This window comes from Flagellimonas flava (genome assembly GCF_050617915.1).
In the GTDB taxonomy this organism is placed as follows: domain Bacteria; phylum Bacteroidota; class Bacteroidia; order Flavobacteriales; family Flavobacteriaceae; genus Flagellimonas; species Flagellimonas flava_A.
In genome coordinates this window covers 176,242-201,720 of the sequence record NZ_JBODQE010000002.1, presented here as the reverse complement: position 1 = coordinate 201,720, position 25,479 = coordinate 176,242, and the positions used below count along the sequence as shown (strand labels likewise).

General features: G+C 42.8%; 15 protein-coding genes. 8 read left to right on the top strand and 7 right to left on the bottom strand.

Features of this window, described 5'->3' with window-relative positions; translation table 11 throughout:
• Nucleotides 1-26: 26 nt before the first annotated feature.
• From ACRHOZ_RS06680 to ACRHOZ_RS06665, 4 genes are all read left to right on the top strand, one after another.
• Nucleotides 27-2,165: a S9 family peptidase gene (locus ACRHOZ_RS06680; protein ID WP_431123728.1), complete on the top strand. Its 2,139-nt coding sequence runs from the start codon at nt 27-29 to the stop codon at nt 2,163-2,165.
• A 114-nt stretch (nt 2,166-2,279) separates the two neighbouring features.
• Complete coding sequence (locus tag ACRHOZ_RS06675) at nt 2,280-5,528, top strand: glycoside hydrolase family 2 TIM barrel-domain containing protein (protein ID WP_431123726.1); 3,249 nt, start codon at nt 2,280-2,282, stop codon at nt 5,526-5,528.
• Nucleotides 5,529-5,652: 124 nt separating this feature from the next.
• Entirely contained in the window at nt 5,653-6,693 is a 1,041-nt protein-coding gene (locus tag ACRHOZ_RS06670) for a PLP-dependent cysteine synthase family protein (protein WP_431123725.1), read from the top strand.
• A gap of 123 nt (nt 6,694-6,816) precedes the next feature.
• On the top strand, nt 6,817-8,076 hold the full coding sequence (locus ACRHOZ_RS06665) for an aminotransferase class I/II-fold pyridoxal phosphate-dependent enzyme (protein WP_431123722.1): 1,260 nt from the start codon (nt 6,817-6,819) through the stop codon (nt 8,074-8,076).
• A gap of 17 nt (nt 8,077-8,093) precedes the next feature.
• On the opposite strand, the gene ACRHOZ_RS06660 is transcribed toward ACRHOZ_RS06665, so the two are convergent.
• The 3 genes from ACRHOZ_RS06660 to ACRHOZ_RS06650 all read right to left on the bottom strand — a co-directional run bounded on the left by ACRHOZ_RS06660 (nt 8,094) and on the right by ACRHOZ_RS06650 (nt 10,831).
• Complete coding sequence (locus ACRHOZ_RS06660; RefSeq protein WP_431123720.1) at nt 8,094-8,555, bottom strand: DUF2059 domain-containing protein; 462 nt, start codon at nt 8,553-8,555, stop codon at nt 8,094-8,096.
• A 108-nt stretch (nt 8,556-8,663) separates the two neighbouring features.
• Nucleotides 8,664-9,785 (bottom strand): GTP cyclohydrolase, encoded by a 1,122-nt coding sequence (locus ACRHOZ_RS06655; RefSeq protein ID WP_431123718.1) that lies wholly within the window; start codon nt 9,783-9,785, stop codon nt 8,664-8,666.
• Between the two features lie 65 nt (nt 9,786-9,850).
• Complete coding sequence (locus tag ACRHOZ_RS06650) at nt 9,851-10,831, bottom strand: transporter (protein WP_431123716.1); 981 nt, start codon at nt 10,829-10,831, stop codon at nt 9,851-9,853.
• 85 nt (nt 10,832-10,916) lie between these two features.
• On the opposite strand from ACRHOZ_RS06650, the gene ACRHOZ_RS06645 reads away from it, so the two are divergent.
• The 4 genes from ACRHOZ_RS06645 to ACRHOZ_RS06630 are packed head-to-tail and all read left to right on the top strand — an operon-like array spanning nt 10,917 to nt 16,362.
• Entirely contained in the window at nt 10,917-11,177 is a 261-nt protein-coding gene (locus ACRHOZ_RS06645; RefSeq protein WP_420399456.1) for a DUF4834 family protein, read from the top strand.
• A 24-nt stretch (nt 11,178-11,201) separates the two neighbouring features.
• Entirely contained in the window at nt 11,202-13,634 is a 2,433-nt protein-coding gene (locus ACRHOZ_RS06640; RefSeq protein ID WP_431123714.1) for a YfhO family protein, read from the top strand.
• Nucleotides 13,634-14,917 carry a glycosyl transferase family 1 gene (locus tag ACRHOZ_RS06635; protein WP_431123712.1) on the top strand — a complete coding sequence of 428 codons (1,284 nt, stop codon included), beginning with the start codon at nt 13,634-13,636 and terminating at the stop codon, nt 14,915-14,917. The genes ACRHOZ_RS06640 and ACRHOZ_RS06635 overlap by 1 nt, the downstream gene beginning before the upstream one ends.
• Nucleotides 14,902-16,362, top strand: coding sequence for a lipopolysaccharide biosynthesis protein (locus ACRHOZ_RS06630; RefSeq protein WP_431123710.1), 1,461 nt, complete (start codon nt 14,902-14,904; stop codon nt 16,360-16,362). Before ACRHOZ_RS06635 ends, ACRHOZ_RS06630 begins: the two co-directional genes overlap by 16 nt.
• Before the next feature lie 49 nt (nt 16,363-16,411).
• Here ACRHOZ_RS06630 and ACRHOZ_RS06625 read toward each other — a convergent pair whose 3' ends face one another.
• The 4 genes from ACRHOZ_RS06625 to ACRHOZ_RS06610 form a co-directional block, all read right to left on the bottom strand.
• Entirely contained in the window at nt 16,412-17,704 is a 1,293-nt protein-coding gene (locus ACRHOZ_RS06625) for a hypothetical protein (protein ID WP_431123708.1), read from the bottom strand.
• A 118-nt stretch (nt 17,705-17,822) separates the two neighbouring features.
• Entirely contained in the window at nt 17,823-19,760 is a 1,938-nt protein-coding gene (locus ACRHOZ_RS06620) for an OmpA family protein (RefSeq protein WP_431123706.1), read from the bottom strand.
• Between the two features lie 11 nt (nt 19,761-19,771).
• On the bottom strand, nt 19,772-20,755 hold the full coding sequence (locus ACRHOZ_RS06615; RefSeq protein ID WP_431123705.1) for a PorP/SprF family type IX secretion system membrane protein: 984 nt from the start codon (nt 20,753-20,755) through the stop codon (nt 19,772-19,774).
• Nucleotides 20,756-20,763: 8 nt separating this feature from the next.
• Complete coding sequence (locus ACRHOZ_RS06610) at nt 20,764-25,446, bottom strand: gliding motility-associated C-terminal domain-containing protein (RefSeq protein ID WP_431123703.1); 4,683 nt, start codon at nt 25,444-25,446, stop codon at nt 20,764-20,766.
• Between the last annotated feature and the right edge of the window lie 33 nt (nt 25,447-25,479).

The following is a 25,479-nucleotide window of genomic DNA, read 5'->3' as shown; positions in this document are numbered from 1 at the left end:
TAATAATTTGGGCAAAATCTGTCGCGATGAAACTATCACTTTATACCTACTTAGGTTGTTTGATATGCCTTATTTTTGCAGCCGCTTGTAAAAATAAAACAGAAGACCGCATGAGCATTACTCCGCCAATAGCCAAAAAACACCCCAAGAAGCTTGAAAAACACGGGGACCTTAGAATTGATGATTACTATTGGATGAACGATAGGGAAGATCAGAAGGTTTTGGATTACCTCAATGCTGAGAATGCCTACTATGCAGAAATGAGCAAGCATACCAAGGATTTTCAAGAGGAACTTTTCCAAGAGATGAAATCCCGCATCAAGGAGGATGACAATTCGGTTCCCTATAAATACAATGGCTACTGGTACATAACCCGTTATGAAAAGGGAGGGGAATATCCCATGTATTTTAGAAAGAAAGAGGAAATGGAAGCCCCAGATGAGCTCTTGTTCAATTGCAACGAAATGGCCAAAGAACACGAATTCTTCAATTTGAGAGGAATTTCCGTGAGTCCTGATAATGCCTTGGCTTCATTTGCCACAGATACCGTATCGCGAAGACAGTACACTATCCAAATCAAGGATTTGGAATCTGGACAAATTTTTGATGACAAGATTGAAAACACAACAGGAAGTTCTGTTTGGGCCAATGATGGAAAAACCTTGTTTTATACCAAAAAGGACCCAGTAACCCTTCGCGCCGACAAGATTTATAGACATACATTAGGTACTTCGGAAGCAGAAGATGTATTGGTTCACCATGAAAAGGATTCCACCTATAACACTTTTGTGTATAAAACCAAATCGAAGAAATACCTGGTCATAGGGTCGGTAAGTACGCTGACATCGGAGTATCAAATTTTGGATGCCAATGACCCAGCAGGGGAATTCGCCATATTTTCCCCTAGGGAACGGGGAGTGGAATATAGCATTTCGCACTACAACGGCAACTTTTTTATCCTGACCAATAAGGATGGGGCCACGAATTTTAAACTGATGAAGACCACGGATGCCAAAACTTCTTCAGAATACTGGGAGGAGTTTATTCCGCACAGGGAAGAGGTCTTGTTGGAAGATGTGGAGATATTCAAAGATTATTATGTGCTTTCGGAAAGGGAAAATGGTCTTAACCAGTTAAAGATTAACCGATGGGATGGTTCAGCATCTTACTATTTGCCCTTTGATAGCGAGACTTATGTGGCGGGAGCTTCCATCAATGTGGAATTTGATTCCAAGATGTTCCGATACTATTACAATGAAATGGGGGCACCCTATGCCATTATCGATTTTGATATGGAGACCCAATCCAAAACAGTTTTAAAGGAACAAGAGGTGTTGGGCGGAAAGTTTGACAAGGCCAACTATAGAACCAAACGGGTTTGGGCCACAGCAAGGGATGGAGTACAAATCCCAATTTCCATGGTCTATCACAAAGATGCCAAATTTGACGGCAGCAGTCCACTGTTGCAATATGCCTATGGTTCCTACGGAAGTACTATAGATCCCTATTTTTCCTCTATTCGCTTGAGTTTATTGGACCGCGGGGTTGTGTATGCCATTGCCCACGTAAGGGGAGGCGAGTATCTGGGCCGAGGATGGTATGATAATGGAAAATTACTCCACAAGAAGAACACCTTTACCGACTTTGTGGATTGTTCCAAATACCTGATAGCAGAAAACTACACCAGCCCTGAACATTTATATGCAAGTGGTGGTTCTGCTGGTGGACTTTTGATGGGAGCCGTTATCAATATGGCGCCGGAGTTGTATAATGGCGTTATCGCTGCGGTACCCTTCGTAGATGTGGTAACTACCATGCTGGACGATTCCATTCCATTGACCACTGGCGAATATGATGAATGGGGCAATCCCAATGAAAAGGAATACTATGATTATATGAAATCCTATTCTCCCTATGACAACGTTGAAGCCAAGAAGTATCCCAACCTCTATGTTTCTACAGGATTGCATGATTCCCAGGTGCAATACTGGGAACCGGCCAAATGGGTGGCCAAATTACGGGAGTTGAAGACCGATGACAATCTTTTATTCTTGGATACCAATATGGATGCAGGTCATGGTGGTGCTTCGGGCAGGTTTGAATCCTTAAAAGAAACTGCCAAGGAATATGCTTTTATCCTGGATTTGGAGGGAAAAATGGAATAGCCTAAATACCTTTACAGCAATTTGACAAAAGTGGTTTTGGATGATGGAATCCATCGTTGATTGCGTAATTTAGAGGCTACTTAATTGTAGCATATCTAAAACCAAAACCTCAAAATGAAAAACAATTTCATGGCGGTCTTGTGTCTTCTCGCAACCTGGACCGCACTCTCGCAATCTCCCAACGATTGGGAAAATCCGTTAGTGACCAGTATTAACAAGCTTCCTGCTCGCGCTACCTCCGTTTCGTTTCCCGATGAAGCCATGGCTCTCAAGGGAGACCGTAAGGCTAGTCCCCGTTATCAGAGCCTTAACGGTACTTGGAAGTTCAATTTTGCCCCGACAGTGGAGCAAGGACAGGTTCATCAAGACTTTTATAAAACAACATTTGATGTATCCACTTGGAGTGGTATTCCTGTTCCGGCCAATTGGGAACTTCATGGCTATGGAAGGGCCATTTACACCAATGTGACCTATCCTTTTGTGCCCGTGGATCCACCCTATGTCCCAAAAGATGATAGTCCTGTCGGATTCTATCGAACCAATTTTACAATTCCAGCCAATTGGGATAATAACAAAGTAGTTATCCATTTTGGAGGTGTCACTTCTGCATTTTATCTGTGGATCAATGGAAAAAAAGTAGGCTATAGCCAGGGGAGTCGATTGCCAGCGGAATTTGACATCACTGATTACTTGCAAGAAGGGGAGAACGTTCTGGCAGCCCAAGTTTTTAGATGGAGTGATGGCTCATATTTGGAAGACCAAGATCATTGGCGTTTGAGCGGCATTCATAGGGACGTTTATCTGGAAGCTTTACCCAAAACGCATATCTACGATTTCTTTGTACGCGCCTCATTGGATGATGCTTTTGAAGATGGCAAACTCAGCGTTCGGCCCAAGCTTCAATTGGAAGAGGGGGTAGATGTTTCCAATTGGGAACTATCCATGCAGCTGTTTGATGGAAACTCCAATCCAGTATTTGACAAAGCGGTTGCAAGATCCGTTTCGGAGCTCTTAAGGGAACAATATCCGCAAAGGGCCACAATCGATTTTGCATTTCTGGAAGCTGAAGTCAGTAACCCTAAAAAATGGTCGGCAGAACATCCAAATTTATACACCTTGGTCCTGTATTTAAAAGATGCTACGGGAGCCATTGTAGAAACAAGGAGCAGCAAGGTTGGGTTTAGGTCTATTGAAATCAGGGATGGGGAGTTTTTCGTGAATGGCCAGCCTGTTCTCTTATATGGAGTTAACAGGCATGACCATAGCCAGCATACCGGTAAAGTGGTATCCGAAGAGATAATGAGAAAAGATGCGCTGCTCATGAAGCAGTTCAACTTTAATGCTGTGAGAACTTCGCACTATCCCAATAACCCATTTTGGTATGAACTATGTGACGAATATGGATTGTATGTTATAGATGAAACCAACCTTGAAACCCACGGTATAACAGGAATCTTGACTAACAACCCGGATTGGGCACATGCCCATGTAGATCGGGCAAAACGGATGGTGGAAAGGGATAAAAACCACCCTTCCATCATTTTTTGGTCTTTGGGAAATGAGAGCGGAATGGGGCCAAATCATGCTGCTATGTCGGGTTGGATAAAGGATTACGACCCTACCCGATTTATTCACTATGAGGGAGCCCAGTACCGAAGTTGGGACAGCGGGTTGACCGATCCACCTTATGTGGATATCCGTAGTAGAATGTATAATTCCATAGAGTACATGGTGAATCTTGCCAATGCCCCAAAAGACCCTCGTGCGGTAATTTATTGTGAGTATGCGCATGCTATGGGAAATTCTTTGGGGAATTTTACCAAATTTTGGGATGCCATCAAGGCCAATAAGAGGTTTATTGGTGCTTTTATCTGGGATTGGACAGATGGTGCACTCATCAAAAAATTGGATAATGGCAAAGAGATGTGGGCCTACGGAGGCGACTACGGAGAAACCATTCACAGTGGAAATTTCAACAACAATGGGGTTATTAGCCCCGACCAAACCCCCAAACCGGCTACTTGGGAAGCCAAAAAGGTGCAACAACCTGTTGAAATCACCTCGGATGATCTGATGAATGGAATATTCAAACTCAAAAACAGACATCATTTTACTTCATTATCCCAATATGATGGCTTCTGGAAATTGGAAGCGGATGGGCAAACAGTGCAAGAAGGCACATTTGAGGTGCCTGATGTAGGAGCCCAGGCGACAGGAACGATTCAAATCAATTACAAACAACCCAAGGTGAAACCAGGAGTTGGCTACTATATTACCTTGAGTCTTAGATTGAACAGGGATTACAATTGGGTAAAGGCAGGTCATGAAACCTCCTGGCAACAGTTTGAATTGCCATTTTTTGAAGTGGCTCCCGAGCAAAAGCTAAAAGATAGTAGGGAGTTGTCTGCAGAAGAAACAGACAATGCTATTACTGTCATTACCAAAACTGGTAAAGTTCAGTTTGACAAAAAAACCGGTGCACTCACTTCTATAGATTTACAGGGAACAGAATTGTTAAAAGGAGCGATACAGCCCAACTTCTGGAGACCTCCAACTGACAATGATGTTGGATCTAACATGCTGGAGCGGCAAAAGTATTGGAAAAATGCAGCCAAGGACAGAACATTAACTTCTTTTGAAGTTGTCTACCAGGGCCCCAAAAGTATGATTTTGCAGGCGACTTATGATCTGCCAAAGGTATCTTCCGAAGATGGTGGACAACATCCAACTTTAGTAGTCAGATATTCAGTATTTGGCGATGGTGAAATTGCTGTGGAAAGCTCGTTTACCCCAGTAGTTGACCTTCCTAACCTACCTCGATTTGGTTTACAATTGACCTTGCATGACGATTTTGATGCTATGGAGTGGCTCGGGAAGGGCCCTCACGAAAATTATGTGGATAGAGCTACCTCTTCCGCTTATGGTCTGTATAGCAAATCGGTTAAAAATGACTTTTTTCATTATGTACGGCCACAGGAAAGCAATAATTATACTGGGGTGGATTGGGCAAGACTTGCTGATAAATCCGGCAAGGGGCTTGAAATTTTGGGCAGTGTTCCTTTAAGTGTCAGTGCATGGCCATATACGATGGAGGATCTTTCGGACCCCAAGGGACATATTGTGGAATTGCCGGAAAGGGATATCATAACCCTTAATGTGGATTACCGACAAATGGGCGTGGGAGGAGATGACAGCTGGACCATCAATGCTAGGCCACATGAAGAGTTTCGTCTGCCTTCCAAAGAATACAATTATGGTTTTGTGATTCGACCCATATTATCAAAATCCAAAAGGATTGACCATAGTATGCCGCCAATCAAGGAATCCAAGGAAAAGTTGGATAAGGCGTTGCCATTGGACTAATTTGGGGAAATCAGGTGTATGGGGGTAATTCTTGGGTAAAAAGCCGCTTAAAATAAAAAATACTATTTTTGTCCCGGATTAATTGTTGGCATGTTCGGCAATTGCCCCTTACCTAAACCCAGTTATGAAAAAACAGATAAGTGCGTGTAGCAGTATTCTTGATTTAATTGGAAATACCCCTCTTGTTAAGCTAAACAAAATCGCAGAACCCCTTACCGGTAATTTCTATGCTAAGGTAGAGGCCTTTAATCCAGGCCATTCCTCCAAGGATAGAATTGCAGCCTATATTATTGAGGAGGCGGAGCGCAAGGGTATTTTGAAACCTGGAAGCACCATTATTGAAACTACCTCTGGTAATACAGGGTTTAGTTTGGCCATGGTGAGCATTGTTAAAGGTTATAAATGTGTATTGGCGGTAAGTTCCAAATCATCGCCTGATAAGATAGACATGTTGAGGTCCATGGGAGCTAAGGTATATGTATGCCCGGCTCACGTTAGTGCGGATGATCCACGATCATATTATGAGGTGGCCAAAAGATTGCACAGCGAGACCAAGAATTCCATTTATATCAACCAATATTTCAACGAACTTAACATAGAGGCCCATTACAATACCACCGGTCCTGAAATTTGGAACCAGACCAACGGTACAATCACCCATTTGGTAGCCTGTAGTGGAACAGGAGGTACTATTTCCGGAATTGCCAGGTATTTAAAAGAGCAAAACCCTGAGGTAAAGGTATTGGGAGTAGACGCTTATGGTTCGGTATTGAAAAAATTTCACGAAACCGGGGAATTTGACCATAATGAGGTATACCCATATCGCATAGAAGGATTGGGTAAAAATTTGATTCCTGCTGCTACGGACTTCAATTGCATTGACCGATATATTAAGGTAACTGATGGTGAAAGTGCCCATATGGCCCGTAAAATTGCCCACTCAGAAGGGATGTTTGTGGGCTATACCAGTGGAGCGGCCATGCAGGCCTTGTATCAGTTGAACACTGAAGGTGAATTTTCAGAGGATAGCAATGTAGTGGTCATATTCCCAGACCATGGTTCAAGGTATATGAGTAAGGTGTACAGTAATGAATGGATGGAAAACCAAGGGTTCTTCGACATCCAGAACGCTGAATCACCTGAAAAAGTGGAGTATATCAAGTAATACGAGAGACTTTTAAAAATATGGAACGGCAATGGTTTTCATTGCCGTTTTTTTATGTGCCCATTTCATTGTGAGGGCTTGCCAAAAATATATATTTTTGCATTTGAATTAATTTTAGGGTAGATGAGAGATTTATTTGACAGGATTATTGAAAATAAAGGGCCTTTGGGAAAATGGGCGTCGCAGGCAGAAGGATATTTTGTATTCCCAAAATTGGAAGGTCCTATCTCTAACCGGATGAAATTCCAAGGAAAAGATGTTATTACCTGGAGTATTAATGACTATTTGGGATTGGCCAACCTACCTGAAATTAAAAAAGTGGATGGGGATGCTGCTTATGAGCATGGTTCTGCCTATCCCATGGGTGCCCGTATGATGAGCGGACACACCGATTATCACGAACAATTGGAGCAGGAATTGGCTGCTTTTGTTAACAAAGAAGCTTCTTACCTATTAAATTTTGGTTATCAAGGGTTCATGTCTGTAATAGACGCCTTGGTTTCCAAGGATGATATCATCGTCTATGATGTGGATTGCCACGCCTGTATTATTGATGGGGTCCGATTGCATATGGGCAAGCGTTTCACCTTTAAGCACAACGATGCGGAGAGTTTGGAAAAAAACTTGGAGCGTGCCACCAAACTGGCCTCAGAAACCGGTGGTGGTATTTTGGTGATTTCCGAGGGTGTATTTGGTATGCGCGGAGAGCAGGGAATCCTAAAGGAGATTGTTGACCTCAAAAAGAAATATAAGTTCAGATTGTTGGTTGATGATGCCCACGGTTTCGGAACACTGGGTAAAACAGGAGCGGGAGCAGGAGAGGAGCAAGGTGTACAGGACGAAATAGATGTGTATTTGGCCACCTTTGCCAAATCCATGGCAGGAATTGGAGCTTTTGTAGCTGCTGACAAAGAAATTATAGAATACCTAAAATATAATCTACGTTCCCAAATGTTCGCCAAGTCCCTTCCCATGGTCTATGTCAAGGGAGCCTTAAAGCGTCTGGATATGTTGCGTACAAGACCGGAGCTAAAGGCCAAACTTTGGGAAAATGTAAATGCCCTTCAAAATGGCCTAAAAGAGCGTGGATTTGATATTGGAACTACAACTAGCTGTGTAACCCCAGTATACTTGAACGGAAGTATTCCAGAAGCCATGGCTTTGGTAAAAGATCTTAGGGAAAACTATGGAATCTTCTGTTCCATTGTGGTTTATCCTGTGATACCCAAAGGACTGATCTTATTGAGATTGATTCCGACCGCAACCCATACTTTGGAAGATATCAAAGAGACTCTGGATGCCTTTTCCGGCATTCGGGAGCGATTGCAAAACGGAACCTATAAAAGACTTTCTGCAGCGGTCGCCGCCGCCATGGGGGAATAGGTGGAAAACATTTTGGATTAATATCCTTTCTCTTCCAGTCTTTTTATCATTTTTTCACTGATCTTCAATCCCCATTGTTGTCCAACAGTCATTGATTCTGCTGTGATTTGGGGTGTGTTGTTAGCGAATTTTTTCCCAACAGGGGTCAAATAGAAGGCCACAAGCTGCGACAAATCTTCTTCCGTCAGGTATTTTTGATAAACAGGTGTCAGCAATTGCACCAATTCATCAACCGAGGTTTTTTTGAATTCTGCCTGTAGTTCATCCCAAGTACCAGTGTCCACCGAGGTATAATTTTGCTTGATCATATCAAACATTTGATCTATGACCGTTACAAAAGTTTCATGGGACCCATTAACAGCGAAAAGCTCCCCTAGTGCTTTTTCGTAGTTTGAGGTCTCATTTTGGGCAGTGACTGATAGCCCAATTAAACAAATACAAAGGATTGCGTACTTTTTGGCGGAAAGTAAAAATTTCATGCTGAGGTTTTAAGGTTGTTCATTAGTCTACAAAACGGCTAAAGCTAGCTAAAATTGTGATTCCTAAATTCCACTGCACCAAACTCTGAATCCTATCTAGTCAACCAATTAGCTTAAAGACTTTTTATATGTTCTTCTTCGTTTATGGGTTACAGGGTCAAAATGCTTCCACATTTGCCTGATTGCCACGTTTTCTTCCAATTCTGGGGTACGGATGCAGTTGACCACCCCGCGTTTTTTGAAAGTTTTGTAGTATTCGTTGAATATAATTGCGGTAACACCTTTATTCTGATAATCTGGACGGATTCCAATCAAATAAAAGATGACATCCTTGCTGTGTTTCTTGGCCTTCAACAAATGGAACACTCCTGTTGGGAAAAGTTTACCATTGGCCTTTTGCAAGGCTTGGGAGAAAGACGGCATTACAATGGCAAAGGCGACCAATTGATTATCGGAATCAACAATAAATTTAATGTATTCAGGATTTATAAAGCTGATGTACTTCTTTTTAAAATACTCTTTCTGAACATCGGTAATTTTTACAAAAGAGGCTAAACTGGAATAGCTGTTGTTGAACAAATCGAACATTTTGTCCACCCAGGGCATGATTTCCTTGCTATTGCTAAAGTTGAGTTCCCGTAGTGAATACCGTTTCTTGATCAAGAGATTTGCCTTTTCAAAAATCTTTGGATCGGCATTGGCAAACAAAAACTTGTTTTCCAGATATTCCTTTTCCTTCACAAAACCATGGTGCTCGTAGTGCTTTTGATAGTATGGATGATTATACCAGGTGATCATGGTTCCGATATGGTCAAATCCGTCAATGAGCACTCCTACCTTGTCCAGATTGGAAAAGCCAACAGGCCCTTCCATATAGGCCAGTTGATGTTCTTGTCCAATTTCAGCCACCTTTTCCAACAAGGCGGCGGAAACATCCAAATCATCTATAAAATCAAACCAGCCAAAGCGCATCTTCTTCAGATTTTGTTCTTTGACTTCCAGCCAATTGATGATCGCAGCCACCCTTCCTACTAGCTTCCCATCCTTGTAGGCCAGAAAAAAGGAGGCCTCGGCGTTTTGAAACACAGGGTTTTTATCCGTATTGAAAGTTTCCATTTCATCGTTAATGATGGGAGGAACCCAATAGGGAGAATCTTTATAAATGGAAAAGGGGAATTTTACAAATTTCTTTAAATCAGACTTGGATTGTACCTGTTTTACTTGAACCATACAAAGTAGTTTGTAGGGTCAATATTAGGAATAATCTCCCAGATGAAAAATGATATCAGGAAATCTTAGAAATCCAACTTATCTTTCTTCTTCTTTTTACTTTTTTTACGCTTTTTCTTGGTAGCGTTTTTCTTGATTTTCCCACTTCCGCTGCCTTTTTGGTTAACGGAAACCAATTTGTCCTTGTGGTAGTCCAATCTATAGGAGAAGCCTAAAACTGTGAATATGCGGGATGGGTCGTTCTTAAAACCCGAACCTAGATGAAAATCTGCCTGAAAATTGGGATTGATGAGATAGGCCGCCCCAGTTCGCAACAAGATATCGGAATACCGGTCGCTGCTGAACCCTTGACCTTCCAAAAACACACTCCATTTGGGATCTCTAAAAGAATGTGAAACGGACATCGCATAACTCCATTCCGGAAAGTCCGTTCCTATACGGTCGTAGGCCACATTGGAAATGAGAACAAATCTAGGGGATAACCTACTTTGGGTATTGATCCCTACCCGAGGTGTTGCAACATCGTCCCCTGGATAAAATGGATTGTCCCCAAGGGTAAAAGTAGCTCCACCATAGATGGAAACTGCAGGAATCAGGTTCTTCCATTGAAAAACATTGTTGGCCCTCCAGCTATAAAGATTGGGTTTGTTGTTTTCCGGGTTCTTGAATGGATCATAAATCAAAAATTTAAGACCCAATCTATTTCTAGAGAAATCTGTGCGTCTTTCCTTCGTTCCCAAATCAGTAAAGGTGATGTTCTGTGAAATAAAGGACCCTTCATAAACCAGTTCCAAAGTTTCAAACAACAGCCCATATCTTAGGGCAAGGTCGGTTCCAAAAATATTCGAATCCGTATTTAAGGAGGCGTCGTCCCGTTGCTCGTAAACCAATCCCATTTCCAACTGTACCACATTTCTTCCAACGGCATAGGCGCTGACGGCTCTACCAGGCCTGTTGGAATTGATAACATCGGTGTATTGGGCCAAGGAAATAAAGGGAACCAAAAAGAAAAGTAAGGAGATTTTTCTCAAACTAGGGGAATCCATATAACTGATTTTAATACTTTTTTATGAAACTTAAAGTGCGTTTACGGTACTAACAATGTAATTTTGATGCAATAGCTATTGTTATATGGTTTTATTACAAACGATTTTACTGGTTGTATTAGTATATTATGCGGTCAAATTGCTGCTAAAATGGCTGGCACCCCGATTGCTGAATTATGCGGTACGCAAAACTGAAGAACGATTTGGGCAACAATTTGGTTCGTATCAGGATTACAGTGAACCCAAGGAAAAAGAAGGAGAAACAAGTATTTATAAGCAACCCAACCCAAAATCCAATCCCTCAAAAAAAGTTGGAGAATACATAGATTTTGAAGAAATTGACTAATATTTGTCTTTTCAAAATCAATCCATGAACCTTTCCGTAAAAGCGCTAAGCACCCATATTTGTGTCATAGCATTCTTTATCCTAGCATCCCTGGTCTATTTTTACCCGGTGCTTCAGGGCAAGGCTATTTTCCAGTCAGATATTGCCCAATACAATGGCATGGCCAAGGAACGCAATGATTACAAAGCGTTGACGGGGGAGGAATCGTACTGGACGAATAGTGCGTTTGGAGGTATGCCAACCTATCAACTTGGGGCAAACTATCCACATGATTATATTAAAAAATTGGATCGGCTGATTCGTTTTCTCCCGAGACCTGCCGACTATCTGTTTCTATACCTTTTTGGATTTTATATTTTGATGCTTTGCCTTAAAGTCGAGTATCGATTGGCCATATTGGGGGCACTTGCTTTTGGTTTTTCTACCTATTTGATTATCATCCTGGGGGTTGGGCATAATGCCAAAGCTCATGCGCTGGGATATATCCCCATGGTTTTGGGCGGGATAGTGCTCGTATTTAGAAAGAAGTACTTATTGGGCTTTATTTTAACGGCACTGGCCATGGCCTTGGAGATAAATGCCAATCATTACCAAATGACCTATTATTTTATGTTATTGGTTTTGATTTTGGGCTTGGTGCAGTTGGTTTACGCCATCAAGGATAAAAAACTAAAACATTTCTTTGCCTCCGTCGGGATTTTGATTGGCGCCGTTGCACTTTCCATCGCCACTAACGCCACTGGACTTTTGGCTACCAAGGAGTACGCAGATTGGAGTACCAGGGGCACATCGGAATTGACCATTAACCCTGATGGCAGCCCAAAAGTGGCCACCTCTGGATTGGACTACGACTACATAACTCAGTACAGTTATGGTATTGCCGAATCTCTCAATCTGTTTTCTCCGCGATTGTTTGGAGGTTCAGGAAACGAGGATTTGGGTTCCAAATCCAAAGCCTTTGAATATTTAACCGACCAAGGTCTTTCTCCAACCAAGGCATTGGAGTTTTCCAGTGGGATGCCGTTGTATTGGGGTGACCAACCCATTGTGGCTGCACCAGCCTATGTAGGTGCCATAATTTTCTTTCTCTTTGTATTGGGCTTGATTGTGGTTAAAGGCAAGAAGAAATGGTGGTTATTGTCCGGGGTTGTTTTGTCCTTGCTGCTTTCATGGGGCAAGAACTTTCCGGCTTTGACACAGTTTATGGTCGATTACTTCCCGTTGTACAACAAATTTAGGGCGGTTTCTTCCATTCAGGTGGTGTTGGAGCTGTGCATGCCTGTGCTGGGGATACTGGGTATTCGGGAGTTGTTCAGAAATTCAATGAAATCCAAGGACAAACTCCGTTCCCTAAAATTGGCCTTCTTTATTAGCTTAGGACTTACAGTCTTCATTTTCTTGTTGAAGGGCTTCTTTGATTTTGAAGGATTAAGGGACGAGACGTATCGCGGGTATTTTGGAGATGAATTGATGACCATGATACAACGTGACCGTGAAGCCGTTTACATCAGTGATACCATTCGCTCTTTGATTTATGTGTTGTTGGCGGCTACCGTGTTATGGTTCTTTATCAAAGATAAAATTGGAAAGAATTTGATGGCGATTGCTTTAGGTGCCTTGATCTTATTTGATTTGATAGGGGTGGACTTACGGTATGTCAATGAGGGTGATTTTGTGCGCCAACGTCGTGTGGTAACGCCATTCCAAGCCAGCCAGATTGACCAAATGATCCAACAAGATGATTCCGTCTATCGGGTGTTTGATCCGCAAGAAGGATTGAACGGGGCTAGAACATCGTACTTTCACAATTCCATTGGTGGGTACCACGCTGCCAAGCCCAGACAATTGCAAGATTTGTTTGAGCACCATCTGTACCAAAACAATCTGCAGGTGCTGAACATGCTCAATGTGAAGTACATCATCCAGCAAGACGAAGAAGGCGGCAGTTTTCCAGCCATAAACGATGATGCCAATGGAAATGCCTGGTTTGTTGGAAAAATAAAACCGGTTGGTTCCGCCAATGAAGAGATTCAGGGGTTGGCAGATTTTAATTCCAAAGAAGAGGCTATTGTAAATACCAATGCCTATCCTACAGTTACCAAACTGAATTTTGAATTGGATTCGCTGGCCTCAATAACCCTCGTGGATCATCGCCCCAATGTGATCAAGTATCAGACAAATAATGCAAATGATGGGTTTGCCGTTTTTTCGGAAATGCACTATCCCCAGGGTTGGAATGCATTTGTTGATGGCAAGTTGGAACCCCATTATAAAGTAAATTATGCGCTAAGAGGGATAAAGGTTCCTGCTGGGGAGCATACCATAGAGTTTAAGTTTGAACCGACGGTTGTTCAGTTGGGAAGCCAAATCGCATTAACAAGCAATATTTTATTGGGATTGATTATCATTGGTGGACTTGGTTTTTCACTCAGACCTAAAAAATCCAAAAAGGAATAATGCGCAAAGTCTTGGTCATAGCGTATTATTGGCCACCTGCGGGTGGGCCAGGGGTACAGCGTTGGCTGAAATTTGTTAAGTACCTCCGAGATTTTAACCTTGACCCCGTAGTCTATGTTCCTGAAAATCCCCATTATCCTTTGGTGGATGAAAATTTACTTTCGGAAGTACCGAAAGATGTTAAGGTTACAAAGCGACCCATCAAAGAACCCTATGCCTGGGCTTCCCTATTGTCCAAAAAGAAAACCAAAACCATTAGTTCTGGAATTATCTCTGAGAAAAAGCCGTCATCTCTTGAAAAAATCTTGCTTTGGATTCGGGGAAACCTATTTATTCCGGATGCGCGAAAGTACTGGGTAAAACCCTCGGTCAAATTTCTTTCAGGGATTATCGAAAAAGAAGGAATTGAAACCATAATCACTACAGGTCCCCCTCACAGTCTGCATTTAATTGGATTGGAACTCAAAAAGAAGATGAACATTCAATGGATATCGGATTTCCGTGATCCTTGGACCACTATTGGGTATCACAACAGGCTTAGGTTGACCAAAAAGTCGCAGAAAAAACACAAAGATTTGGAAAAGAGAGTTTTGACAAACTCGGACAAGATTGTGGTCACCAGCAGGACTACCCAATTGGAGTTTGAAGCTATAACCGACCGACCCATCAAGGTGATCACCAACGGGTTTGATGAAGTGTTACGACCTTTGGAATTGGACTCCAAGTTCACTATCTCACATTTGGGCTCGCTACTAACAGGAAGGAACCCTATTGTGCTCTGGGAAGTGCTACAAGAACTGGTTAACGAAAGACCGGAATTTGCAAAACAATTGAGCATACAGTTAGCAGGCGTAGTGGGGGAGGAAGTATGGGAATCCATTGGCCAACACGGCTTGCAGTCCTATACAAATCAATTGGGATATTTACCCCATCAACAAGTAGTGGAAGTACAGCAAAAGTCACAGATACTGTTGTTACTGGAAATAACTTCCGAAGAGACCAAAGGAATCATTCCAGGAAAATTATTTGAATACCTGAACGCAAAACGGCCCATTTTGGCCTTGGGACCCACGGATTGGGAAGCGGGGAGGATAGTAAAAGAAATAAAAGCGGGAATCTCTTTATCTGCTACAGATGCCCCAGCATTAAAAAATGTACTTTTGGATTGGTTTGAACAATTTGAAAAAGGTGCATTGAGAGCCAATTCCATAGGAATTGAAAAATTCCACCGCCGGGAATTGACCAAGGAGCTGGTAAACTTTATAGCATGGGAATCGTCTTAAAACAGACAGTAACAAATACCATCACAACCTTTATTGGGTTTGGGTTTGGGGCCCTAAACACCCTTTTTCTCTACACCAATATTCTTGAACCTTCCTATTATGGGCTGGTTACCTTTATTTTGGCCTCTGGTGCTATACTAATGCCCATAATGTCTGCAGGGGCGCATAATTCCATGGTCAAATTTTATAGTGCCCAGGATGACAGGAGCAAAAATGGATTTCTGACGCTAATTCTATTGGCGCCCTTAATGATCATTTTGCCCTTGACCTTATTGGTCTGGCTATTTTATGACAACATTGGGGACTTTCTTTCCATGCAGAATTCCCTGGTCAAGGATTATATCTGGTACTTATTTTTGGTTGGATTGTCGCTGGCCTATTTTGAGGTATTTTATGCTTGGGGCAAGGTTCATTTAAAGTCCATTTTTGGAAATTTCTTAAAAGAAGTTTTTGCCAGGGTATGCGCCACCGTTTTGTTAGTGTTGTTATATCTGGAAATTATCTCCCTCGACATGTTTTACCAAGCCCTGGTTGGAGTCTATTTGCTTCGTACGCTTTTGATGAAATTGTATGCTTATTCCCTGCAACGCCCAGTTCTAAATTTCAGTTTTCCGAAGGAGACCAAACAGATATTGAGCTATGGTTTGTTAATGGTTTTGGGAGGGTCTGTTGCTTTAATTCTGCTCGAGATTGATAAGGTCATGATCAATCAGTTTAGAACATTGGATCAGGTGGCGTATTATGGAGTTGCCATTTATATTGCCACCAGCATTATAGTACCTACTAGGGCCATGCATCAAATAACCTATCCGATGACCGCCGGTTATTTGAATAATGGGAATACCTTTGAGCTGGAAAACCTGTATAAAAAGACTTCCCTGACTTCCTTTATCGCTTCTGGAATCCTCTTTGTTTTGATTTTGCTCAACCTGAACGATTTGTACCTGATGATTCCAGAGGAATACCGGGATGGATTTTTCATTGTTTTTCTTATTGGTCTGGCCAAGGTTTTTGATTCTTTATTGGGCAACATCACTGCTATACTCTATTATTCAGAATACTATAAATGGGTATTGACCATGGGCATTTGCTTTGCATTGGCGACCATCTTGCTCAATTTATGGTTGATTCCCATTTACGGAATTGAAGGTGCGGCCATAGCGAGTTTCATTGCTATTTTCCTTTTTAATCTCTCCAAGTTGATTTTTGTAAAACTCAAATTTGGGATGCTACCGATGACGGCTGCCACCTTTAAGGTGTTTGCCACACTTATGTTGATTGGAGCTTTGTTTGGAATTCTTCAGTTCCCATTTCATCCTTTGGTCAATATTGGATTGAAATCGGCTTTGGTTATTGCCATGTATTTAGGAATTCTTTTTCGTTTTAACATATCTGAGGATGTGTCCGGAGTTTTGGCCAAGTGGTTGAAACGAAAAACCCCGTAGCGGATAAATCCAACTACGGGGTAACAACTAACCAACCTAAAAACTATCTTTATTGCACTCTTCTGGAGCTTCTTGTCCTAGTGCCTGTATTGTTACTTCTTCTGGAAGTGGTATTCCCTGAACTTTTGCGTACCGTTGTTTTGGTACTTTTGCTTACGGTTCTTTTGGGAGCACTGCTTCTGCTTGTCACTGACCTGCTAGTACTTTTTCTAGCCTGAGGCTGTCTGTAGCTATTATTTGTGCTACGTGAAACCGTTCTCTTTTGAACATTGTTCCTACTGGTTACAGACCTGTTGTTATTTCTGGTCTGTGGCTTCCTATAGGTAGTGCTTGTACTACGTGTAACCGTTCTACTTTTTGGCGTAGAAGTGACCTCTCTCTTAGTGACTGTACGGCTGTTTGGCCTTTTGGTCACCTCTCTTTGGGTTACAGTTCTTCCTTCATTGTTTCTCCTAACACTATTACTATTTCTATAGTTGCCCTGCTTTATGGAGCGATCAACACCTGTACCTCTTTTAACGCTTCTATTGGAACGACTTACCGTATTGTTTTTTCTGTAATCGTTGTTTCTATAATCGTTTCTATCGGTATATCGGTTGCTTCTACCATAGTCGGCTCCATCTCTTCGTACATGGTTACGTCTGGTAACGCGCTTGTCATTTCTATAGATATTACCTCTTTTATTGTTTCTGTCATTATATCGGTCGTATCTATATACCTTTCCTCTATGGGCATAACTTCTTCTATAGTTATGTCTGTAAGGTCTATAGTAGGTGTACCTAATAGGTCTATAATACCTTCTATAGGGATTTGTGTATACATTACAGAATCCAACAGAGGGTCTGATGAAATACCTATGGAAAGGCCTATATACATAGTGTCTGTTATAGATATTGATATATCCAGTATAGTGACTAAAAACTCCGCCGTTGTAAAAGATGTTCAATCCACCGACTCGTCTTACGCGACCGTTTCTATACCATACGTCCACACCACCAATTTGTGATACACGACCGTAATAGTCATAATAAATAGGAATGTTCTCAACCTGAACTACAGCACCATAATCATCATATTGGACAAATGGATTGTAGTTATATCCGGAATTGAAGGTCACACCTACATTTCCAATTCGGGCACCTATACCCACATTTACTTGATTGTCGATATAGAAATCGAACTCGCCATCTGGGTAAACTGAAAAAGTCACCCCATTTTCGACAAAGATGAATGAGTTCCCGTAACGATACGCATTTGTAACAAAGGCTGTATCCTCTTTGGCTGCCTGGATGTTTGGAACACCCAAAAGCACTGTTGCTATAATGAGTACTAACTTTTTCATACTATAGGGTTTTAAATTCTGAATGCAACTATTTACATTCTGTATAGCATGAACCAAACAGCGTGCCAAAAATCACGTAATAGTTGTAAGATACTGATTAACAGGGATATAAAAATTATTATTCCAGAATTACGAAGACCGACCTTCGGTTAAGCTGATGATCGGATTCTGGGCATTCCACTTCATTGGTGCAATGATTAAGCAGTTGGGTTTCACCATAACCTTTGGCAGTTAGGCGGTTAGCATCTACTCCATTAAGAACCAGCCATTGCATGGTAGCATTTGCCCTTCGTTGAGACAATTTCATGTTAAACGTATCACTGGACCTTGAATCTGTATGGGATTCTATATGAATGCGTAAATTGGGATAGGTTTTAAGGGCATGCAGGATTTTGGCCAGTTCCACTTCGGCATCCTTTCTGATTATATGGGCACCATAATCAAAATAAATAGGTTGGAGTTTAAGCCTGCATCCTAAGTCATTCACTGCACAATCTGGAAGTAAGAGCTGTATGTCCACCTGTAAATTTCCAGAGCCACGGGGAACGGTAATTACTTTTTCAGTAGGTTCATAATCCAAGTTTTCATGTTCTACCCGTACGGTATATTGTTTGCCACAATCCAATAGATGCTCAAAAATATATTTGCCGTTGGAGCCAGTTTTGGTTTGTTCTTTTGGCTTATTACTTTCGTCCAGCAGGGTAACCACCGCTCCATAAATTGGCTTTTTGGTTGTAGTATCGCTAACCGAGCCTTCTATGGTAATTTCACCACAAGATTCCCAAACCCTATAAATATCATCTGAGACACTACCTGGTTTTCCATCCCGATTTGAGGACAAGTACCCCACTTGTTTTTCTTCATCCATAATAAACCCAAAATCATCCATCGCGGTATTTATTGGCCGTTTTAGATTCATCACTTGTGCGCTGGAATCCTGGTTCAAGGAGATTGTAAAAATGTCCAGACCACCAAGTCCCAGATGGCCATCGCTGGAGAAATATAGATTGTTGTTAGTGCTGATGAAAGGAAAAGTCTCCCTTGCCTCCGTGTTAATGGATGGACCTAAGTTAACTGGCTGTCCATAAGAGAAATCCCCAAGGATATCAACATACCATAAATCCGATAATCCAAGGGTACCATTCATGTCCGAAGAAAAGTACAATCGCTTTTCATCCGGACTAAGAGCCGGATGGGCAACGGAATGGGAATCGCTATTGAACGGTAGTTCACGTACATTGATCCAGCTTCCATTCTTGTCCTTGGTAGCTTTGTAGATTTTTAAACTTACCAATCTTTCTTTACTGTGTCTTTTTTTGCCATCTATGTAGTTGTTCCGGGTGAAATAAACCGTGTTTCCGTCTTTGGTAAACGCCGCTGTTGATTCATGGTACGGTGTGTTTATTTCACCTTTCAAGGGTTGTGGATTAAGCAATTTCCCGTCTTCATCCAACTCTGCTTGATACAAATCCAAATAGGGGAGACCGGACCATTTATGAATTTTGTTGCCCTCAGTCTTGGAAGAAGAGGAGGCGTACACCAATTTATCTTGATAAAAAGCTGGACCAAAGTCTGAACTGGTCATAGATTTGGTAATGTTTAAAACCTCATATTCTTTTGATAGAAATTTGGCCAGACTATCCAATGAAGGATAGTTATCCATAAAAATAGAGGCCAATCTTGAGGAGGCCGACATACCGGCATAGGTTCCCATTATTGTTTTTGAGCCATGATAATCCCCTGTACTTTTTAAACTTTGGGCGGTTCTGTGGTAGTAAATGGGCTCCATATCCTCGGGATATTTGTTCAACAATTGCTGGTACCATTTAACGGCCTCAGTGTATTCACTGTTGAAATAATAGGTGTCTCCCAGTTTCTTCAGTATTTGGGCCGATTCATATCCGTTGGCCACTACTTTGAGATAGATTTCACGGGCGTCAATATAATCGTAGGTGTCAAATTCTTCATTGGCCTTTTTAATGACGCTCTTCTGACCATGTATATGGCCAACCGCTATAGAAACCAAAAGAAATAGAATCAGTTTTGGGGTTTGCATAAGACTCGGGGTTAAAAAAATCGTGGTGCAACAATCCGCTCAGCACGATTAAAAATGTCAAAACGCACAAAAGCTTCATAAGAACCATTGCTGTAATCTTTTAAATCTGTGGATTGATAATCATAGCCAACACCTGCAAAAACAGCATCCGAAATTTGGAATCCCAAAAGACCGCTTAAGGAGGCGTTCCAACGATACGAAGCTCCAAGAACAAACTTGTTATTGAGCATAAAATTGGCCGACATATCCCATTGTAGAGGAGAACCGCTTACCAGTTTTAATAAGGTCGCGGGTTTAAATTTAAGGTTGGGATTGAGGTCAAAAACATATCCGGAAATCAAGAAATAATGCAGACGTTCAACCGCAACGCCCTCCAAATTTGGATTTTCGAGGGAGTTTTTGTCAAAATGTTCGTTGTTTAGGAAATTGGGAACAGAAAGCCCAAGGTAAAATCGGTCTGAGTTGTAATATATGCCAGCACCAACTTGTGGTTGAAGTTTTCCATCAATCCCAGTTTGAAAATACGGATCATTGGGTTCTTGGATATTGAGTTTTTCATAGTTGACATCCAAATAATCCATGCCAGCTTTGATGCCAAAGGATAACTTGCTAAGTACATTCCTGGACAGGTACAAGGCATAGGCCAGGTCCAAAACTAAATTGGATTCTGTTGCCGGGCCAATCTGATCATGGACCAAAGACATGCCGATCCCCATATTGTCGTATAAACCCACTGGTAGATTTACGGTAAGGGTTCCTGTTCTTGGAGCACCTTCCAAACTAACCCATTGTGATCGGCCCAATATGCCAATACTCAGTGTTTCACTAGAGCCTGCGTAAGCAGGATTCACTACTTGGGTGTTGTACATATATTGGGTGTATTGTGGGTCTTGTTGTGCATTCGCAACAGGAAACATGCCCAAACTCATATACATAAAGCATATGAGACTTTTGAATTGTATACGTGTGAAGGGAGATATTTTGATGCGATTCATTATCAATTTTAATCACGATTGATGTATAGATAGCCCGAGTAAGTTTCTTGTCCTGGATTGAGGTTCTCAAATTTCAGTGTATAGAAATAAGTGCCGCTTGGAAGTGTTTCTTGTTGTGAAACTGTTGCGCGACCTTCCGAAATACCTGAGAATAGCTTATTGCCAATACCATAGCCCTCTGCTTCGTACACCAAAACACCCCATCTGTTGAATATTTTTAAAACATTATCCGGATAGTTCTCTATACCATTTATTCTGAAAAAATCATTGATACCATCCCCATTGGGTGTAATTCCGGTATAGATTTCGAAGTTCTCATTGATCGGGTTGGGGTCAGGCCCTTCAGGATCACAAGCATCAATGACTTCGGTACTGGTTGGGTCATTTTCTTCATAAGAGTTGTTATCGGATAGGTCCATCACCGTTTGCTGAGTGATTGTGGACAGAGCGGTAACTTCAGCTTGATTTTCCACTTTTCCTGCTTCAATATCTGCACTGGTCAAGGTGTAAGACGCTGAATATTCCCATTCTTCCCCAAGATCTAAAAGGCCATTGGAGTTGGAATCCCCGGAAACCATGGATATGTTTGTTCCTGTGCCTAGAAAAGAATCCGAAAGGGTCACATTTGCAAGTGGTTCACCACCACGATTGGATACATAAAAGGTATAATCAATGGCTTCTGGGCATTCATCTTCATCTGTATCGCTCAGATATCCCAATTTGATCAATCCAATTCCTGGCGCCGCAACCTCACAAGATCCCCCCACCAAAATTAAGGTGGCATCATCTTCATCAAAGCTGTTGTCATCCGAAACATCGGTTACCTGATCATTATTCTGGGTCCACCCAGTTACCGTGGCTTGGTTGACCACATCTCCATTGGCCAAGTCCTGGTCTGTGATGCCATAATAGGCTTCATAGATCCAGGTTTCATTTGGGGATAGTATGCCGTCATTGCCATCATCGCTCCCGTTTATCGGACCTGCAACCGTGCCATTGAACAAGAGTTGATCTTCCAACACCAGATTACTTAGGGAAACATTTCCTGTGTTTGCCACTGTAAAGCGATAAAAAACACTCTCGTTGCAGCCATCTTGGTCCAAATCTTCGAGGGTGGCCTCTTTGATTAGTCCAATTTTTGGATCTTGGCATACTGAAAAATCTGTTATGGTCGGTGCGTCCAATGTGGTATCGGAAGGGTGTGAGAAATCAGTGATGGTAAAGTCTTGAAAACCTAGTACGTTGGCATTTACACTTGCGGTATTTGTAATTGAACCGTTGTCAAAGTCAGATTGCTGAATAACATATGTTGAGGTAAATAGCCAAGTCTCATTTGGAGAAAGCAAATTATCATTATTGGCATCTTCAGTTGGACCCACGATGGTCAATGGCAAATTGAGATCTTGTATCAGAATGTTCGAAAAAGTATGGGAAGTACTTTCGTTCCTTACGGTAAAAAAGTATCCAATTTGGGCGCAACTTCCAATAATTGATTCTTTAACAAGGCTTATTTTGGGAACACAGGATGAGATATCCGTTACGGTGGGGCCGTCCATCGAGGTGTCCGTTGGGTGTGAATCATCGGAGACTGTCAGTGCGTCTCCCGCCACATTGGCGTCCACCTGTGCCTGGTTCTGTACCTGTCCGTTGTTGAGATCGGTGGCGGTGATTGGGTAGTTGGCCGTAAAGATCCATGTCTCGTTCGGGTCGAGCAGGCCGTCGTTGTCGATGTCCCCCGAATCCGGGAGTGCGGGCACGGTCAACAGCGGGTCGGAAACCACAACGTTGTCCAATGGCTGGTTGCCCTGGTTCTCCACCGTAAAGTTATAACCTATGCTGAGGCAGTCGGCGCTGACAGTTCCCGTCTTTATGAGGGAGATGTTGGGGATACATCCGGAAAGATTGGTTATGGTCTTGTCGTTCTCAAAAACACTGTCGTCATCGGATAGGTCCGTGACGGTGAGGGCGGGCTGTCCCACCACATGTGCGTTGACCTCCGCTTGGTTCTGTACCTCCCCATCATCAAAGTCCGTCTGCTGGATGGCATAGGTCGCGTTATAGCTCCATGATTCGCCTACGCTGAGTATCCCGTCAAGTCCGACGTCGTCCGTTGGCCCGTTGATCACGAGCGCGGGAAGGTCGTTGTCCTTGACCTCGTCCACGGTGAGATCTAGGTTGCCCTGATTGGCAACGGTAAAGCTGTAGTCGATGCTCAGGCAGTCAGCGCTCACGGTGCCCGTCTTCAGGATTGAGATGTTGGGCACGCAAGGGGAGACATCGGTTATGGTGGGGGCATCCAATGTCGGGTCATCAGGGTGCGACTGATCGGAGATCGTCACTGCCGGAAGCCCCAGCACGTGCGCATCCACCTGTGCGGTGTTGGAGACGGACCCTGCGTTGAAATCGCCCTGCTGTATGGCGTAGGTGGCGTTATAGCTCCAAGACTCTCCCACGCTGAGTATCCCATCGAGCCCGACATCGTCCGTTGGCCCGTTGATCACAAGGCCCATATTGTCAATATCGGTCACCGCCACGGCCTCCAGGTCCTGGTTGCCCTGGTTGGCCACGGTAAAGGCGTAACCGATGGTGAGGCAGTCGGCGCTCACTGTGCCCGTCTTCAGGATGGAGATGTTAGGGACGCATGCGGAGACATCGGTCACCGTTGGTGCGTTTAGCCCCACATCATCAGGGTGGGACTGGTCGGTCACCGTCTGAGCCGGATTGCCCACTACATTGGCTTCCACCTGAGCCTGGTTCTGTACTTGTCCATTGTTAAGGTCGTTCTGTTGTAAAATATAGGTAGCCGTATAGCTCCATGTTTCGGTACCATTCAATTGTCCGTTCATGTCATCGTCGCCGCTTGGTCCGTTAATTACCAGTCCAGGGATATCGTTGTCGGTTACCACGATATTTTCTAGATTGAGACTCCCCATGTTTGTGACTTCAAAAGTGTATTCAATACTAGTACAATTGGTATCCACGGCTCCAGTTTTGATGATGGATATGCCGGGAACACAAGAGGATATATCGATCACCGTTGGCGCGTTTAGCGCCACATCATCAGGGTGGGACAGGTCGGTCACGGTCTGAGCCGGATTGCCCGCTACGTTGGCATCTACTTGAGCTGAATTTGATACAGATCCGGTATTAAGGTCGCTTTGTTGTATGGCATAGGTTGCGGTATACGTCCATACCTCGACCAAATCCAATTCCCCATCAAGGTCAAGGTCTCCGTTGGGTCCGTTGATTATGAGGCCTGGAATATCAATTTCTGCAACCACTACATTTTCAAGAGCCTTGTTGCCTTGATTGGTAATGACAAAGGTATAGTCGATGTTCAGGCAATCGGTATCGATAGCTCCTGTCTTGGTGATGCCAATTCCCGGCGCACAACTGGTCAGGTCTGTTATCGTGGGACCATCCAATGTTTTTTCTGTTGGATGCGATTCATCTGCAATGGTCAATGTTGGAAATTCAACTACATCGCCCTGAACAGATGCTATATTTGTTATCTCTTCGTTTTCCAGCTCGGTTTCCGGAATGACATAAGTTGCAGTGTATTGCCAGACCTCGTCCAAGGCCAGGACACCATCATTTCCAGTATCACCACTAGGGCCAGTGATAACCATAGCGGGATTGTTCTTGTCTGAAACCAATACATTGGTCAGGTCTTTGACTCCCTCATTGGTTACGATGAACGTGTAATCAATTTCGGTGCAATTGGCATTGAGTGCTGCCTCTTTAATAAGTGCAATTTTTGGAACACAATGGGAAAGGTCCGTCACTGTTGGACGATCTTCATCTGGACTTGTATGATCTGATAAGTCCATAGCCCATACCGTAGGGCTAGAACCATTTAGTTCGATTTGAAAATGAAATTGGGCCTCTGCTTGTCCGGCAATAATCTGGTCATGTGTAATGGGACGGGTTACTTTATAGACCCAGGTTTCACCAGGTTCCAATACACTTGAGATGCCTTCATCCCCACTGACCAAGTTGGAAATAGTATTACCATTTTCATCCCTAAGCCAATGAATGCTAAAAGAATCAGCGGGGTTACCATCATGGGTCACTTCAATGGTGTATTCAATAGCAGCGCACCCACCTTCCTGACCGCCAGTGTCCATAGTTTTGTGTTCGGTAGTTATTACATTTACACCAGAAATACATGGAATGGGTATCACAGTTTGATTTTCGGAGCCATCGGCAAAACTGCTTGGATGGGAATCATCTGTGTACACTTGTAGCGGCTGTCCCACTATATTGGCACTAGCGGTTACCTGTGAGTGGATCTGTCCCAAAGGGAAAAGTGATTCATCAATTGGTCTATATGCCAAATATTCCCATGTCTCACCTGGATCCAGGAAACCATTGAGGTTGTCATCTCCTTTGAGAGAACCCATATCCACAGTAAATAGTGGGTCAGCGGAATTGGTTATGATTATATCTTCAAAAACTTCCCCATTGTCACTTGTATTCCGAACGTATACTTGATACCCAACATATTCGCAGCCTTCTTCGTCTCCAAAAAAATCGAAAGTCTTGCCTTGTAATACAACGCCAATACTTGGCACATATAAATCGCCTTTGTAGGGTTCCAAGGTTTTTATGTTTTTAAAACCTACCAGGCTAAGGGTCAAAATACCCATAAGACCTAAAATAAACCTGGTTTTTGATATAGATTGGGACATGGTAATGAACTTTAATGGTTGAGGGGTTATGGA

What these genes read in the sequence shown, in the direction of transcription:
- ACRHOZ_RS06610 (WP_431123703.1), bottom strand. Translation starts at nt 25,446, where the DNA reads ATGTCCCAATCTATATCAAAAACCAGGTTTATTTTAGGTCTTATGGGT.
- ACRHOZ_RS06675 (WP_431123726.1), top strand. Translation starts at nt 2,280, where the DNA reads ATGAAAAACAATTTCATGGCGGTCTTGTGTCTTCTCGCAACCTGGACC.
- ACRHOZ_RS06670 (WP_431123725.1), top strand. Translation starts at nt 5,653, where the DNA reads ATGAAAAAACAGATAAGTGCGTGTAGCAGTATTCTTGATTTAATTGGA.
- ACRHOZ_RS06645 (WP_420399456.1), top strand. Translation starts at nt 10,917, where the DNA reads ATGGTTTTATTACAAACGATTTTACTGGTTGTATTAGTATATTATGCG.
- ACRHOZ_RS06655 (WP_431123718.1), bottom strand. Translation starts at nt 9,785, where the DNA reads ATGGTTCAAGTAAAACAGGTACAATCCAAGTCTGATTTAAAGAAATTT.
- ACRHOZ_RS06630 (WP_431123710.1), top strand. Translation starts at nt 14,902, where the DNA reads ATGGGAATCGTCTTAAAACAGACAGTAACAAATACCATCACAACCTTT.
- ACRHOZ_RS06625 (WP_431123708.1), bottom strand. Translation starts at nt 17,704, where the DNA reads ATGAAAAAGTTAGTACTCATTATAGCAACAGTGCTTTTGGGTGTTCCA.
- ACRHOZ_RS06620 (WP_431123706.1), bottom strand. Translation starts at nt 19,760, where the DNA reads ATGCAAACCCCAAAACTGATTCTATTTCTTTTGGTTTCTATAGCGGTT.
- ACRHOZ_RS06660 (WP_431123720.1), bottom strand. Translation starts at nt 8,555, where the DNA reads ATGAAATTTTTACTTTCCGCCAAAAAGTACGCAATCCTTTGTATTTGT.
- ACRHOZ_RS06680 (WP_431123728.1), top strand. Translation starts at nt 27, where the DNA reads ATGAAACTATCACTTTATACCTACTTAGGTTGTTTGATATGCCTTATT.
- ACRHOZ_RS06635 (WP_431123712.1), top strand. Translation starts at nt 13,634, where the DNA reads ATGCGCAAAGTCTTGGTCATAGCGTATTATTGGCCACCTGCGGGTGGG.
- ACRHOZ_RS06640 (WP_431123714.1), top strand. Translation starts at nt 11,202, where the DNA reads ATGAACCTTTCCGTAAAAGCGCTAAGCACCCATATTTGTGTCATAGCA.
- ACRHOZ_RS06650 (WP_431123716.1), bottom strand. Translation starts at nt 10,831, where the DNA reads ATGGATTCCCCTAGTTTGAGAAAAATCTCCTTACTTTTCTTTTTGGTT.
- ACRHOZ_RS06615 (WP_431123705.1), bottom strand. Translation starts at nt 20,755, where the DNA reads ATGAATCGCATCAAAATATCTCCCTTCACACGTATACAATTCAAAAGT.
- ACRHOZ_RS06665 (WP_431123722.1), top strand. Translation starts at nt 6,817, where the DNA reads ATGAGAGATTTATTTGACAGGATTATTGAAAATAAAGGGCCTTTGGGA.